The 13,408-nt window shown below is 53.5% G+C and carries 24 protein-coding genes; 4 read left to right on the top strand and 20 right to left on the bottom strand.

From position 1 onward, the window contains the following. Positions 1–4: 4 nt before the first annotated feature. From rplF to rpmC, 8 genes are all read right to left on the bottom strand, one after another. A complete protein-coding gene (rplF, locus tag OS190_RS03900; protein ID WP_267157364.1) occupies positions 5–538 on the bottom strand; it encodes a 50S ribosomal protein L6 in 534 nt (177 codons plus the stop codon). A gap of 10 nt (positions 539–548) precedes the next feature. After that, a complete protein-coding gene (rpsH, locus tag OS190_RS03895) occupies positions 549–941 on the bottom strand; it encodes a 30S ribosomal protein S8 (RefSeq protein WP_267157363.1) in 393 nt (130 codons plus the stop codon). A gap of 12 nt (positions 942–953) precedes the next feature. Beyond that, positions 954–1,259 carry a 30S ribosomal protein S14 gene (gene rpsN / locus OS190_RS03890; protein WP_025045926.1) on the bottom strand — a complete coding sequence of 102 codons (306 nt, stop codon included), beginning with the start codon at positions 1,257–1,259 and terminating at the stop codon, positions 954–956. Between the two features lie 19 nt (positions 1,260–1,278). Further along, positions 1,279–1,842: a 50S ribosomal protein L5 gene (gene rplE / locus OS190_RS03885; protein ID WP_267157362.1), complete on the bottom strand. Its 564-nt coding sequence runs from the start codon at positions 1,840–1,842 to the stop codon at positions 1,279–1,281. Then, positions 1,835–2,146 carry a 50S ribosomal protein L24 gene (rplX, locus tag OS190_RS03880; RefSeq protein ID WP_267157361.1) on the bottom strand — a complete coding sequence of 104 codons (312 nt, stop codon included), beginning with the start codon at positions 2,144–2,146 and terminating at the stop codon, positions 1,835–1,837. Before rplX ends, rplE begins: the two co-directional genes overlap by 8 nt. Next, entirely contained in the window at positions 2,146–2,514 is a 369-nt protein-coding gene (rplN, locus tag OS190_RS03875) for a 50S ribosomal protein L14 (protein WP_049641324.1), read from the bottom strand. Before rplN ends, rplX begins: the two co-directional genes overlap by 1 nt. 70 nt (positions 2,515–2,584) lie before the next feature. Further along, positions 2,585–2,821, bottom strand: coding sequence for a 30S ribosomal protein S17 (rpsQ, locus tag OS190_RS03870; protein WP_267157360.1), 237 nt, complete (start codon positions 2,819–2,821; stop codon positions 2,585–2,587). A gap of 3 nt (positions 2,822–2,824) precedes the next feature. Beyond that, a complete protein-coding gene (gene rpmC / locus OS190_RS03865; protein WP_267157359.1) occupies positions 2,825–3,031 on the bottom strand; it encodes a 50S ribosomal protein L29 in 207 nt (68 codons plus the stop codon). Positions 3,032–3,235: 204 nt separating this feature from the next. Here rpmC and OS190_RS03860 point away from each other — a divergent pair, with 204 nt between their 5' ends. From OS190_RS03860 to OS190_RS03845, 4 genes are all read left to right on the top strand, one after another. Beyond that, the gene (locus tag OS190_RS03860; RefSeq protein WP_267157358.1) at positions 3,236–3,859 is read left to right on the top strand and encodes a TIGR02466 family protein; all 624 of its coding nucleotides are present in this window, start codon (positions 3,236–3,238) and stop codon (positions 3,857–3,859) included. 68 nt (positions 3,860–3,927) lie between these two features. Further along, positions 3,928–4,182, top strand: coding sequence for a type II toxin-antitoxin system CcdA family antitoxin (locus OS190_RS03855; RefSeq protein WP_267157357.1), 255 nt, complete (start codon positions 3,928–3,930; stop codon positions 4,180–4,182). Beyond that, entirely contained in the window at positions 4,170–4,460 is a 291-nt protein-coding gene (locus OS190_RS03850) for a CcdB family protein (RefSeq protein ID WP_267157356.1), read from the top strand. The genes OS190_RS03855 and OS190_RS03850 overlap by 13 nt, the downstream gene beginning before the upstream one ends. A 118-nt stretch (positions 4,461–4,578) precedes the next feature. Continuing rightward, complete coding sequence (locus OS190_RS03845) at positions 4,579–5,154, top strand: hypothetical protein (protein WP_267157355.1); 576 nt, start codon at positions 4,579–4,581, stop codon at positions 5,152–5,154. Between the two features lie 118 nt (positions 5,155–5,272). On the opposite strand, the gene rplP is transcribed toward OS190_RS03845, so the two are convergent. The 12 genes from rplP to OS190_RS03785 form a co-directional block, all read right to left on the bottom strand. Then, positions 5,273–5,686, bottom strand: a complete 414-nt coding sequence (rplP, locus tag OS190_RS03840; RefSeq protein WP_025045935.1) for a 50S ribosomal protein L16 — start codon at positions 5,684–5,686, stop codon at positions 5,273–5,275. Positions 5,687–5,697: 11 nt separating this feature from the next. Continuing rightward, entirely contained in the window at positions 5,698–6,405 is a 708-nt protein-coding gene (rpsC, locus tag OS190_RS03835) for a 30S ribosomal protein S3 (RefSeq protein ID WP_267157354.1), read from the bottom strand. Next, positions 6,405–6,785: a 50S ribosomal protein L22 gene (gene rplV / locus OS190_RS03830; protein ID WP_267157353.1), complete on the bottom strand. Its 381-nt coding sequence runs from the start codon at positions 6,783–6,785 to the stop codon at positions 6,405–6,407. Before rplV ends, rpsC begins: the two co-directional genes overlap by 1 nt. A 3-nt stretch (positions 6,786–6,788) precedes the next feature. Next, positions 6,789–7,067, bottom strand: coding sequence for a 30S ribosomal protein S19 (gene rpsS, locus OS190_RS03825; RefSeq protein ID WP_073199632.1), 279 nt, complete (start codon positions 7,065–7,067; stop codon positions 6,789–6,791). A gap of 3 nt (positions 7,068–7,070) precedes the next feature. After that, positions 7,071–7,913, bottom strand: coding sequence for a 50S ribosomal protein L2 (gene rplB, locus OS190_RS03820; RefSeq protein WP_267157352.1), 843 nt, complete (start codon positions 7,911–7,913; stop codon positions 7,071–7,073). A gap of 205 nt (positions 7,914–8,118) precedes the next feature. Further along, a complete protein-coding gene (locus OS190_RS03815) occupies positions 8,119–9,492 on the bottom strand; it encodes an ATP-binding protein (protein ID WP_267158286.1) in 1,374 nt (457 codons plus the stop codon). Positions 9,493–9,647: 155 nt separating this feature from the next. Beyond that, positions 9,648–9,854, bottom strand: a complete 207-nt coding sequence (locus OS190_RS03810) for a cold-shock protein (RefSeq protein WP_025048099.1) — start codon at positions 9,852–9,854, stop codon at positions 9,648–9,650. Between the two features lie 325 nt (positions 9,855–10,179). Then, on the bottom strand, positions 10,180–10,476 hold the full coding sequence (locus OS190_RS03805; RefSeq protein ID WP_267157351.1) for a 50S ribosomal protein L23: 297 nt from the start codon (positions 10,474–10,476) through the stop codon (positions 10,180–10,182). Beyond that, a complete protein-coding gene (rplD, locus tag OS190_RS03800; RefSeq protein WP_267157350.1) occupies positions 10,473–11,090 on the bottom strand; it encodes a 50S ribosomal protein L4 in 618 nt (205 codons plus the stop codon). Before rplD ends, OS190_RS03805 begins: the two co-directional genes overlap by 4 nt. Continuing rightward, entirely contained in the window at positions 11,087–11,971 is an 885-nt protein-coding gene (gene rplC / locus OS190_RS03795; RefSeq protein ID WP_267157349.1) for a 50S ribosomal protein L3, read from the bottom strand. Before rplC ends, rplD begins: the two co-directional genes overlap by 4 nt. Positions 11,972–11,984: 13 nt before the next feature. After that, positions 11,985–12,302: a 30S ribosomal protein S10 gene (rpsJ, locus tag OS190_RS03790; protein WP_025050499.1), complete on the bottom strand. Its 318-nt coding sequence runs from the start codon at positions 12,300–12,302 to the stop codon at positions 11,985–11,987. A 248-nt stretch (positions 12,303–12,550) separates the two neighbouring features. Next, positions 12,551–13,249, bottom strand: a complete 699-nt coding sequence (locus tag OS190_RS03785; RefSeq protein WP_267157348.1) for a hypothetical protein — start codon at positions 13,247–13,249, stop codon at positions 12,551–12,553. Positions 13,250–13,408 lie beyond the last annotated feature (159 nt).

The following is a 13,408-nucleotide window of genomic DNA, read 5'->3' as shown; positions in this document are numbered from 1 at the left end:
TTCCTTACTTCTTCTTGCCTTCTTTGCGGAAGACGAACTCACCCTTGTAGCGGATGCCTTTGCCCTTGTAGGGCTCGGGCTTGCGCCATGCGCGGATGTTCGCGGCGACCTGACCAACAAGCTGTTCGTCAATGCCTTCCACAACGATTTCGGTCTGCTTTGGCGCGGTTACGGTGACACCCTCAGGTGGCGTGTAATCGACATCATGGGACAGGCCGAGGTTCAGTTTCAAGACGTTGCCGGTCATCGCGGCACGATAACCAACACCCTGGATTTCAAGTTCTTTCTTGAAACCGTCGGTAACGCCGGTGACCAAGTTTGCAACCATGGTGCGGCTCATGCCCCACTGCTGGCGCGCGCGCTTGGATTTGCCACGTGGGATCACGGAAACCGCATTGTCTTCGACTTTCAGATCAACATCATCTGTTGCCTTGAAAGTGCGGACACCCTTGGGGCCTTTTACTTCGATCGACTGGCCAGACACAGTGGCGGTAACACCACTGGGCAGCTCAACCGCTTTTTTACCAATACGAGACATCTTGCACTCCTTAGAATACGGTGCAGAGCACTTCGCCGCCAACATTGGCAGAACGTGCAGCAGCATCCGACATCACACCCTTGGAGGTGGAGACAATCGACACACCCAGGCCCTGACGGACCTGCGGAATGTCATTCGAGCCCATGTAGACACGGCGACCGGGCTTGGAGACCCGCTTCAACTCGCGAATAACAGGTTCGCCTTCGTAGTACTTCAAGCTGATTTCAATGGCAGGGTGACCATCTGGGCCTGTCATTGTTTCATAGCCACGGATGTAGCCTTCATCGGCGAGCACGTCCAATACCCATGCACGCAGCTTGGAGGCAGGTGTCATGACTGTGGATTTGCCGCGCATGGAAGAGTTACGGATGCGTGTCAGCATATCTGCGATAGGATCGTTCATCTGATGCGCTCCTTACCAGCTCGATTTGACCATGCCGGGGATCTGGCCGGATGAGCCAAGATCACGCAGCGCGATACGCGAGATTTTCAGTTTACGGTAATAAGCGTGCGGACGGCCGGTCAGCTGGCAACGGTTGTGCAAACGCACAGCCGAAGAGTTGCGCGGCAGTTTCGCCAGCTTCAGGGACGCGCGAAAACGCTCTTCCATCGGCTTTTCTTGGTCGCTTACGATTGCTTTCAATTCTGCACGCTTTGCGGCGTACTTCTTGACCAGTGCTTCACGCTTCTTTTCGCGTGCGATCATGGATTTCTTAGCCATATCTAAATCCTTCCCGCGCTTATTCTGCGAACGGCATGTTGAAGGCTTTCAACAATGCTTTCGCTTCTGCGTCGGTTTTCGCCGTGGTGGCGATGACGATGTCCATTCCCCAGTTTTCATCGATCTTGTCGAAATCGATTTCCGGGAACACGAGGTGCTCTTTCAAGCCCATGGCATAGTTGCCACGGCCATCGAAAGATTTAGCCGAGATACCGCGGAAATCGCGGATACGAGGCATAGCAATCGTGATCAGACGGTCAAGGAATTCATACATACGTGCACCGCGCAAAGTCACTTTGGCGCCCAGCGGCATTTCTTCACGTACGCGGAATCCCGCGATGGATTTCTTGGCAATCGTTGTCATGGCTTTCTGGCCAGCGATCAGCGTCAGGTCCTGCTGTGCGGACTTGGCTTTCTTGCTGTCCCGCACTGCGGCAGCACCGCAACCGATATTCAAGACGATTTTGTCCAACCGCGGAACCATCATCTGGTTCTTATAGCCGAACTCTTCTGTCATCTTGGCGCGGATCTCGTCGCGATAGACATTCAGAAGGCGGGGTGTGTAGTTAGCAGTATCAAGCATCAATCACGTCCCCCGTGGTTTTTGCAAAGCGGACTTTCTTGTCCCCTTCCATCTTGAAGCCGACGCGTGTTGCTTTGCCATTGGCATCAACAAGCGAGAGGTTGGACAGGTCGATCGGCATTGCCTTGGGGATACGACCGCCCTGGCTTTCCTGCGACTGGCGTGTTGCACGGATAGAGATGTTGATCCCTTCCACGATACCTTTGCCAGACTTAGGGTCAACAGAGGTCAATGTACCTGTCTTGCCCTTGTCCTTGCCGGCCAGCACGATGACCTTGTCACCTTTGCGAAGTTTAGCAGCCATTACAGCACCTCCGGCGCAAGCGAAATAATCTTCATGAAGTTCTTCCCGCGCAGTTCGCGAACGACTGGTCCGAAGATACGTGTACCTACGGGCTCGTTTGCGTTGTTCAGGATGACGGCGGCGTTACGATCGAAACGAATGGCGGTGCCATCCTCACGACGAACTTCCTTGGCGGTGCGAACGACGACAGCCTTGCGGACATCACCTTTCTTCACACGACCGCGAGGGATGGCTTCCTTGACCGACACGACAATGATGTCGCCGACGGATGCGTATTTACGCTTGGAACCACCCAGTACCTTGATGCACTGAACACGGCGAGCGCCGCTATTGTCAGCTACATCCAGGTTGGTCTGCATCTGGATCATTTGGTTTCTCCCGACCTTTGGGGCGCGATGCGTGCGTTATCCCCGAGGTTTCGATTAAGTTGATGGTTCTTTACGCTTCCGCAGTCAGAACTTCCCAACGCTTGGTTTTGGAACGTGGCGGACATTCGATGATGCGGACAGAATCCCCAACCTTGAATGTATTGTTCTCATCGTGCGCCCGGTATTTCTTGGACTTACGAATGGTCTTTTTCAGAACCGGATGGGTAAAGCGGCGCTCTACGGAAACGGTTACTGTTTGTGCATTGGCGTCCGAGGTAACGGTGCCTGTCAGAATTCGCTTGGGCATGGATCAGGCCTCCGTTGCAGCGGTTGCTGCCTTTTGGTTCAACACAGTGTGGACACGGGCCACGTCACGCTTGACCGTGCGCAGGCGCGCAGGGTTTTCCAGCTGGCCGGTGGCTTGCTGGAAACGCAGGTTGAAGGCTTCTTTCTTCAAATTCACAAGTTCGTCACGGAGCTGGTCCGGCGTCTTGTCGTGCAGTTCTTTGGCGTTCATTGACGCTCTCCTTTCAACATCACCGGCAGGCCGCACATGCGTCACCCTGATTCCGGTGGAGTCTGTTCCGAAGTGCGCCGTATAGGAGGGTTATCTCTGCGGCGCAACCCCCTTGCGAATAAAGGTTGTCGAGCGTGGGTTTCACCCACCCTACGCGGTGATATAGGGTGGGTGAAACCCACGCTTTTGCCGGACCACATTCCCATGACCCAGATCAAGTCCCTCTTTGCCACCCGTCTTTATCACGCGCAACTTTCCGCGCACGGCGCACCAATCGATCCCGATGAGATGGAGGCCTCCTGTATCGCCATCGCCAACGACGATGAGGCGGGGCAGGACTGGTGCGAGGAAAACGGCTATGCCGGCTACACCTCCTATGCGTCGCTCGACGACCTGCCCTACCGGTTCCCGATCTTCAAGGATCTGAAAAAGGTGCTGGATAAACACGTCAAAACCTTTGCCAAGGATCTGGCCTTTGACCTTGGCGAGCGGAAACTGAAACTCGATAGCCTGTGGATCAACATCCTGCCCGAGGGTGGCATTCACACCGCCCACATCCACCCGCATTCGGTGATTTCCGGCACAACCTATGTGACCATGCCCGAAGGCGCGAGCGCGATCAAATTCGAAGACCCGCGCCTTGCCATGATGATGGCCGCGCCAGGGCGGGTAAAGGACGCGCCGGAGGAGTTGCGGCAGTTTATCTATGTGGAACCAGCGGTGGGCGACGTGCTGCTCTGGGAAAGCTGGCTGCGCCACGAGGTACCAATGAATATGGTTGAGGAAGATCGGGTTTCGGTGTCGTTCAATTACGGATGGAGCGACTAAGCCCACACACTTGATGCACACCATTGTGCGGTATATATATCGGTATACGTAACGATGGATGTAACGCTATGAATACGGCTGCAAAACGCAAGACATCACTGACGTTGAATGCAGACAGCTTGGATGCCGCGCGAGAATACGGCGTGAACGTATCTGCGGTTGCGGACAAAGCCCTAGAACAAGCCGTCGCCAAAGCCCGCCACCAAAAATGGCTCGAAGAAAACGCCGATGCCTTCGCAGCACAGGCCATATGGCACGAAAACAACGACCACCCGCTTGCAGACATCATGACAGGTCCGGCGGGTGAGACGTGGAATCCCTGAACCGCTTCGACATCGCGGCATATGGCGATGTGCTGATGGTGGTGGTGGAAGGCGACCTGCTCCCGCCTGATCCGGCAGTTGTGGTAATGCCGTTGCTGCGCGACTATCCCGCTGTGTCGCGGCTAAACCCAGTGATCCGCGTGGGTGAGGCGGAGTTGATCCTCGCGACACGGTTGATTGCGGCAGTGCGGCGGGCGCGTTTGCGGCGGGTTGGGATTGCGGTGGACAGCGGGGATGAGATTACGCGGGCGGTGGATGTGTTGATGGGTGGGGTTTGAAATCTCCGTAAATAAAACATTTGGACTGATCTTCTGATATCTCGGGCCAATGATTCACTTTTTGCCATTATGCGTTTTTGTCATTAGTTTTACAGTTTCAGTGAAAGAGGATCGAAACATGTTACCACTTTTTCCTGCAGTTGCGGCTTTGACCTCAGGGGGGAAATTAGTTGCCCACTCCGCTGGTGGCCTGATTGTATTGAGTTCGACGGGAAGTTATGTTGCGGGCACGTATATAAGCACTGCTGCACTGGCATCTTTTCTTACGGGAACAACCACCGCCCTAGCCGTTTCAGGAACAGCTACCGCAATTGGTGGCGCAGCAATGCTAGGCTACGGGACTATTTCAGGCGCAGTCATTTCACTTGTTGGAAGTGCAGGTTTTTTTGGAACAACAATAGGCGCGACAGGCATAACCGGATTTCTTATGTCTATTGGTCTAGTCCCTGCGGTGCCGGTGATAATACCAATTTCTATCGCGTTTTTTTCGCTCAGTTTACTCGGCTTGATCGGCTACAAATTCTCTAGAAGGGTCAAGCAAATTCGCCAAAAGGCAACTCAAACACCTACTGGCGAAGAAGCCCGCTTCACACAGCGAGAAGCAAAGACAGTCGAAAAGATTCTCAAGAATGCTGGTAAGCCACACTCTTGGTTTTGGAGAACACTGATGAATTTTCTGGGACGTCGAGCCTAGAAAAAGCCCCCACCGATCACTCAGCGGGGGCTCTCTAAATCACCGGTGTCGGAACGGGCATCCCCAAGAGGATTCCCTGCCTCCGACTCGCCAGACCCCGCCGAGGCGGGGTCGACGTTCACCAATCTTCGCGCACAACGACCCGTGTCTTGATCGGCAGCTTCATCGCCGCCAGACGCAGCGCTTCGCGTGCGATGTCGTCGTTCACACCGTCGATCTCGAACATCACGCGGCCGGGTTTGACCTTGCATGCCCAAAAGTCCACGGAACCCTTACCTTTACCCATACGCACTTCGACAGGCTTGGAGGTAACTGGCACATCTGGAAAAATACGGATCCAGACACGGCCCTGACGTTTCATGTGACGCGTCATGGCACGACGTGCAGCTTCGATCTGACGTGCGGTTACCCGCTCGGGTTCAATTGCCTTGAGACCATAGGTGCCGAAGTTGAGGTCGGACCCGCCCTTCGCCAGACCCTTGATCGAGCCTTTGAACTGCTTGCGGAATTTCGTCCGTTTTGGCTGTAGCATCTATCTACTCCTTAACGCCGACCGCCTGCACCGCGAGGTGCTGGGCCGTCTTGAAGTTCCTGTAACTTGCGATCATGCGCGGAGGGATCATGTTCCATGATCTCGCCTTTGAAGATCCACGTCTTGATGCCGATGATGCCATAGGCAGTGGAGGCTTCGACGTGGGCATAATCAATGTCGGCCCGCAGGGTATGCAGGGGTACACGACCCTCACGGTACCATTCGGTACGCGCGATTTCTGCACCACCAAGACGGCCGGCAAGGTTACAACGGATGCCCAGGGCACCCATACGCATGGCGTTCTGAACCGCACGCTTCATGGCGCGGCGGAAAGATACCCGGCGCTCCAACTGCTGTGCAATGCTTTCACCAACAAGGGCCGCATCCAGCTCTGGCTTGCGCACTTCAACGATGTTGAGGTGCACTTCGGATGCTGTCAGGTTCGCCAGCTTCTTGCGCAGACCTTCGATGTCTGCACCTTTCTTGCCAATGATGACGCCAGGACGCGCAGTGTGGATTGTCACACGGCACTTCTTGTGCGGACGCTCGATGATCACACGGGAAATACCGGCCTGCGCACATTCTTTCTTGATGAATGCGCGGATGGCGAGATCTTCCAGCAGAAGATCACCGTAATCCTTTGTGTCGGCGTACCAGCGGCTGTCCCAGGTGCGGTTGACCTGCAGACGCATGCCGATCGGGTTTACTTTGTTACCCATTATGCTTGCTCCTCAACTTGACGCACGACGATTGTGACTTCGGCAAATGGCTTCAGAATCTTGCCAAAACGGCCACGGGCACGTGGGCGTCCGCGCTTCAAAGTCATGTTCTTGCCGACATAGGCTTCCGCCACGATCAGCTCGTCCACATCAAGGTTGTGGTTGTTTTCGGCATTGGCGATCGCGGACTGAAGACATTTCTTCACATCCTGCGCGATGCGCTTTTTCGAGAAGGTCAGGTCCGTGAGGGCACGTTCCACCTTCTTGCCGCGGATCAGACCAGCAACCAGGTTCAATTTCTGCGGCGACGTTTTCAGCATGCGCAGTTTTGCGCGCGCTTCATTGTCTGCCACGCGGCGGGGATTCTTATCCTTGCTCATGGCTTATTTCCGCTTCGCTTTTTTGTCAGCTGCGTGACCGTAATAGGTCCGCGTTGGTGAATATTCACCGAACTTCTGACCGATCATGTCTTCTGTGACGTTTACTGGGATATGCTTGCGACCATTGTAGACACCGAATGTCAGGCCGACAAACTGGGGCAAGATGGTGGAACGGCGCGACCAGATCTTGATCACTTCATTCCGACCGCTCTCACGGGATGCTTCGGCCTTTTTGAGGACATATGCGTCAACAAAAGGACCTTTCCATACTGAACGAGACATAAATTAGCGTCCCTTCTTCTTGGCGTGGCGCGAGCGGATGATCAGCTGGCTTGACGCTTTTTTCTTGTTCCGGGTTTTTGCACCCTTTGTCGGCTTGCCCCATGGGGTCACCGGATGACGACCACCAGAGGTCCGGCCTTCACCACCACCATGCGGGTGGTCGATCGGGTTCATCACGACACCACGTACAGAAGGACGGATGCCCTTGTGACGCATGCGGCCCGCTTTACCGTAATTCTGGTTGGAGTTGTCGGGGTTGGACACGGCACCGACGGTGGCCATGCATTCCTGACGTACGAGACGCAGCTCTCCTGAGCTCAGACGGATCTGGGCATAGCCACCGTCACGCCCCACGAACTGGGCGTAGGTACCGGCGGCACGGGCGATCTGCCCCCCCTTGCCAGGCTTCATCTCGATGTTGTGGATGATTGTCCCGATGGGCATGCCAGAGAATGGCATTGCGTTGCCGGGTTTGATGTCGGCCTTGGCCGAAGCAATCACCTTGTCGCCAATCGCCAGACGCTGAGGGGCAAGGATATAGGCTTGCTCGCCATCTTCGTACTGGATCAGGGCAATAAATGCTGTCCGGTTCGGGTCATATTCGATCCGTGCGACAACCGCGGACATGTCCAGCTTGTTGCGCTTGAAATCAACGATACGGTAGAGGCGCTTTGCACCACCACCTGTTCGACGCATTGTGATCCGTCCGGTGTTGTTCCGTCCGCCCGATTTCGTCAGACCCTGTGTGAGGGCCTTGACCGGACGTCCTTTCCAAAGCTCCGAACGGTCGATCAGTACCAGCCCACGCTGGCCCGGCGTCGTCGGTTTGTACGACTTGAGTGCCATGTTGTCTGTCTTCCGTTTAGCTTGCTGCCAGCAGTGAGGCTGGCGTGGTTTATAGGCCCCCGTAGGTGCCCGATTGTGTGTCCTTAACGAACAACAACAAAGCCCCAGACGAATCTGGGGCAGTGCCGATGGGGTCGTTTAGGGGGGATGGGGGTTAGGGTCAAGGTATCGTAAACGAAAATCACCACTACATCTGTCAAACCAACTAGTTATCGGTCTTCAATCGCCAAGAATATTTTTTCCCAGGCACCTTAGGTGTTTGCTCAATCTGACCTGCGCCTCTAAGTCTGTAAAACACGTTTTTCATCGTATTCTCCGATTTTATTCCTGAAATTTCTCTTGCCTGTTGATTGGTTATCTCATCGTTCGACTTAAGATATTCCATCACGAGTTGCTCGGGAGATGCCAAGCTTTCGTGCCTCAGTGTAACCAAGAGACCCGCGTCGCTTTCAGAAAACTCTGGTTTCTTCAACCTCAACTTTTCCATAGCTTCGAAGGCTGTATTGATACCTTCACCCACGTCCTTATTGGGTGGATTTTCAAATTTATTTACCAAACGAACTAGTTTCGGGTTTCTTGCAAATTGGGTCTTAGCAATATTCAGGAGTGTTACGTGACCAGGCAATTTCCCTGGGCTTTCAATCTCAACTCGATTGTCAAAAATTCTTACCTGTACGTCAGCAGCCACACTATAGTCTCTGTGAAGAATCGCATTCGTTACAAGTTCATGAAGTGCTTCCTCCGGATATGAAATTTTTTCCATTCCCCTTGCTCCGACTTTCTCAATGCCTTCGATAATTTCGCGAACACGCGCTACTGTATCAAAAACGAGACTGTAAACTGGTCCCTCAATCGTTTCAGGGGTCCCGACCAAGTAGTCGCGCTCGGCGTCATCTTTAGTTTGATAACGAAGAATCTTGACCGCTGATCGTTTTGGAAGTGTTGATTGCGGGCTGTCTGAAAACAGCAATATTCCAGCTACTGTAGGGCGACCAGACAGCAGGACTTTTTGCTTTTCCAACCATTCTGGAGGTTCACCAGTTGGAATTGTATTGAGAAGAAACTCGATTACCATCTCAGAATTAGTGATCTCTTTATGTACAACATTAACAAGCTCATCTTCGTAAGAGATGATACCTTTATCATAATGCAACCGCTTGATTGCATCCTCTGATAATGGTAGGTTTTGTGCGCCTCTACGAACGTAGACTTTGCCGCTGGTTGAGCGAACAACCGATTGGGTTTTTTCAACCATCAAGTGCAGGACGAAACCCTTTGCACCTTCAGCAGAAAGAAATTGCGCTACAAAGTTGCTTCCAACAGGGTCCAGATCATGAAGGACTTGGAAAATGCCGTTGGCTTGCTCGGGTTCAACAAACCCATTCCACTGACGCTCGCCACCAGACAGACCCTCTACTTCGTCGACACCAATCAAGACCTCGCCACCACTCGAATTTGCGAAGGCCGAGATCGTCTTGCTTAAGCTGGCTGGGCTGATTTCTTTACTCTTAAAGTCGAAGAAATGACCCTCGTGCAACAAAACAAGCCGGTCTCTTTCAACCGATGTGATATTAGTCATCTCAACCACGAAATTTCCTTTTGTTTTTTGAAATCTCTATCTTCTAGAAATACGAGAACCTAACTTTATTTTCAAACAAAGAAAAAGAGCGCGACCACTACAGCCACGCCCCTTCCCAAATCTCTCACATCAACGCCCCCAAAGGGGCGGCCAGCTTATGCCAGCTGGATGTTTGTCGCGCTCTCGCGGCCATCGCGGCCGGCTTCGATGTCGAACGTCACTTTCTGATCATCGGACAGACCCGTCAGGCCTGCTTGCTCAACCGCAGAGATATGTACGAATACATCCTTGCTGCCGCCATCGGGAGCGATAAAGCCGAAGCCTTTAGTTGTGTTGAACCATTTGACTGTACCAGTGGCCATTGTCATATTCCTTGAATTTTCTGCCCACAGGATGCGGCAGATTGGCTAAGTCGTGATCTTGATCGAAAGACTGAGCCGTAAGGAGCAGTAATGCCGAAAGAGGTAACGTCGCAACGCTCTCATGACGCTTTTGTCACCACATAGCAAGCGGCAACTGTCAAAGCCGACCGATTGGCGGAAATACCCCAGCTCCGGGTGATTCCGCGACACGTCCTATCTGCCGCTGCGGTACAAACCAGCCTGCGCCTCCCTGAGGCGATGCACTGCCCGTCAATGCAAAAGGCCCCCGCATTCGCGAGGGCCTTTCCGCTAAATTCAGATCTGGTTACAGACCGGTAGATACGTCGATCGTGTTGCCCTCTTCGAGCGTCACATAGGCCTTTTTCACGTCTTTCCGCTTGCCCAACTGGCCACGGAAACGCTTGACCTTGCCTTTGGTGATGGAGGTATTGACTGCCTTCACCTTGACACCAAAGAGCGCCTCAACGGCCTCTTTGATCATTGGCTTGTTGCTGTCGATCGCCACTTCAAACACAACCGCATTGGCTTCAGATGCCATGGTTGCCTTTTCAGTGATGATCGGTTTGCGGATCACGTCGTAATGTGTGTGCTTGGCGCTCATTTCAAACGGGCCTCCAATGCTTCGATGCCCGCCTTCGTGATCACCAGAGTGTCACGCTTGAGGATATCATATACGTTAGCGCCCATTGTCGGCAGGATGTCCAGGCCTTCAATGTTGCGCGCGGCTTGTGCGAAGTTTTCGTTCACGGAGGCACCGTCAATGACCAATGTGCGCTTCCAACCGAGGTTGGAAATCTGCTTGGCCAAAGCTGCTGTCTTACCTTCGGATGTTGCATCCTCGATAATGACCAGCTCACCCGCTTTTGCCTTTGCAGACAAAGCGTGACGCAGACCCAGCTTGCGGAACTTCTTGGTCAGTTCGTGACCATGCGAACGCACCACTGGTCCCTTGTAGACACCACCACCACGGAAGATCGGCGCAGAACGTGCACCGTGACGCGCGCCGCCGGTACCTTTCTGACGATAAATCTTCTTGGTAGAGTAGCTCACTTCGGAGCGCGTCTTGACCTTGTGCGTACCGGCCTGCGCATTGTTGCGCTGCCAGCGGACGACACGGTGCAGGATGTCGGCGCGTGGCTCAAGACCAAACAGGGCCTCGTCCAAGTCTACCGATCCGGCTTTGCCGCCGTCGAGTTTGATGACATCGAGTTTCATGCGTCACCCTCTTTCTTGTCAGCATCCAAAGTCTCACTCTGGTCGCCAGCTTCTTCTTTATCAGACGCGATTTCCGCTTCGGCTGCTTTCAGTGCTTCTGCTTCTGCGGCTGCCTGCTCTTCGGCAAGACGTTTGGCTTCTGCTTCTGCTTCGGCTGCTGCTGCGGCTGCTGCTTCTTCAGCGGCTTTCGCGGCTTCACGTGCTGCAGAGGCCAGGGCGGCTGGAACAATGGCATTCTCTGGGAACGGCTTTTTCACCGCATCCTTGACAGTCACCCATCCACCTTTGGAACCGGGAACAGCACCTTTGACCATGATCAGGCCACGCGCCGTATCGGTCTTTACAACCTCAAGGTTCTGCGTGGTTACGCGGGCTGCACCCATGTGACCGGCCATCTTCTTGCCTTTGAAAACCTTGCCGGGATCCTGACACTGACCAGTGGAACCATGCGAACGGTGCGAAATCGAAACACCGTGCGTCGCACGCAGACCGCCAAAGTTGTGACGCTTCATCGCACCGGCAAAACCTTTACCGATCGACGTGCCTGCAACATCAACATACTGACCCGCGAAATAGTGATCCGCGATGATCTCTTCGCCAACCGGCAACATCGCGTCTTCGTCAACGCGGAACTCTGCAACCTTGCGCTTTGGTTCAACCTTTGCTGCTGCAAAGTGACCGCGCATCGCCTGAGAGGTCCGCTTGGCCTTGGCCGTACCGGCACCAAGTTGAACAGCAACATAGCCGTCCTTTTCGATGGTACGCTGTGCAACAACCTGAAGGTTATCGAGTTGAAGAACGGTCACAGGAATCTGTTTGCCGTCTTCCATGAACAGACGGGTCATGCCCATCTTTTTTGCAATAACGCCTGAGCGCAACATAGATTTGCCCTCCTTACGACTGCAACTTGATCTCGACATCCACACCAGCGGCGAGGTCGAGCTTCATCAGCGCGTCAACGGTCTGGGGAGTCGGATCAACGATATCCAGCAGACGCTTATGCGTGCGGATCTCGAACTGGTCACGGGATTTCTTGTCTACGTGGGGGCCACGCAAAACGGTGAATTTCTCAATCTTGTTCGGAAGCGGAATCGGGCCGCGAACAGATGCGCCGGTACGCTTGGCGGTGTTGACGATTTCCTGTGTGGAGCTGTCCAGCACACGGTAGTCAAACGCCTTGAGCCGGATGCGGATATTTTGGCTTTGTGCCATGTATATATCATCCCTTTAATCAGGGCTTTAGCGGATTGGAAGATACCGGCTCATCCGGCACCCTCGTCGCGCATAGTGCAACTCAAACGGGGCACGCATTGGCGCACCCCGGGAGTTAGGGGGCGTATAGGGGGAGTCGGGGCAGGTGGCAAGGGGTTGTCAGCAACAATCGGCACTCGATACCTATAAGAATTTGTGAATACCGACTTGTTCGGTAGATGTAGCAATTTGTGCGGGCAAAAAGCCTTCTAGAGCGCACTTTCTATCAAGCCTTCGTCCAAGAGGATCTGAGTCGCTGAATGCGCCAGACGCACTTCAGCCTCATCCCAGTCAAGTTGTCCAAGTTCCAGAAATACTTCCCTCATTTGCTGTAGGGCGACAACCATGAGCGAGATCTGCATACCATATAACTCCCTATAAACTTCTTTGTTAAATCTCGGCACGCTGGATGCACCCGTTCGTTCTCCTTCGGTATGACGTGAGAAGTAATCGACCATCGAACTGCGCGTCGGATGCGCAATTTCATTCAACTCACCGTAGCGGCGTCCAAAATTTTGAAGCCTGCCAATAAATCTGGGTGCTCTTCCATCCACGCGGCGGTCTTTTGTAATTTCTTCGACTGCAGCTAGGGTCTCTAAAGCTTGTTTAAGAAGGTTTGCGGCTTGGGGATATAACCCTTCACAAATTGAAGTCTCGACCAATTCCACTCCCATAGCAAATTGCGAAATCAAGCCAAGCCGCCCCAAAATTGACTGGCTTTCAGTAGAGAATTGAACATTTTGGAAACGGTTTTGGTATGAAATCAAGGCCGCCCATGCCAATTGATGCGCAGTCAACAAATTGACGCAACTCGATTTGCTTTGCTCTCTAACGTCTTTGCGTGCGCGTTCGTGAAACTCCAGAAATGGAATAACTATCATAGCACGTTGTTTTGCTTCATTGCTCACTTGCTAGTTTCACTTACAATTTCAAACGCAAAAGGCCGCCCCGAATGGAGCGGCCTTTTGTTCTTAGTAGTACCTGTGTGCCGACACCTTGCTCTCGTGATCTTTTCCTGAAGGGGAAAAGACACTGCCACAAGGCGTCGCACTGGCCAGACCTTGCTA

The sequence above is a fragment of the Sulfitobacter sp. F26204 genome (assembly GCF_026410305.1).
Classification (GTDB): domain Bacteria; phylum Pseudomonadota; class Alphaproteobacteria; order Rhodobacterales; family Rhodobacteraceae; genus Sulfitobacter.
This window is presented reverse-complemented; position numbering and strand designations above follow the sequence as displayed.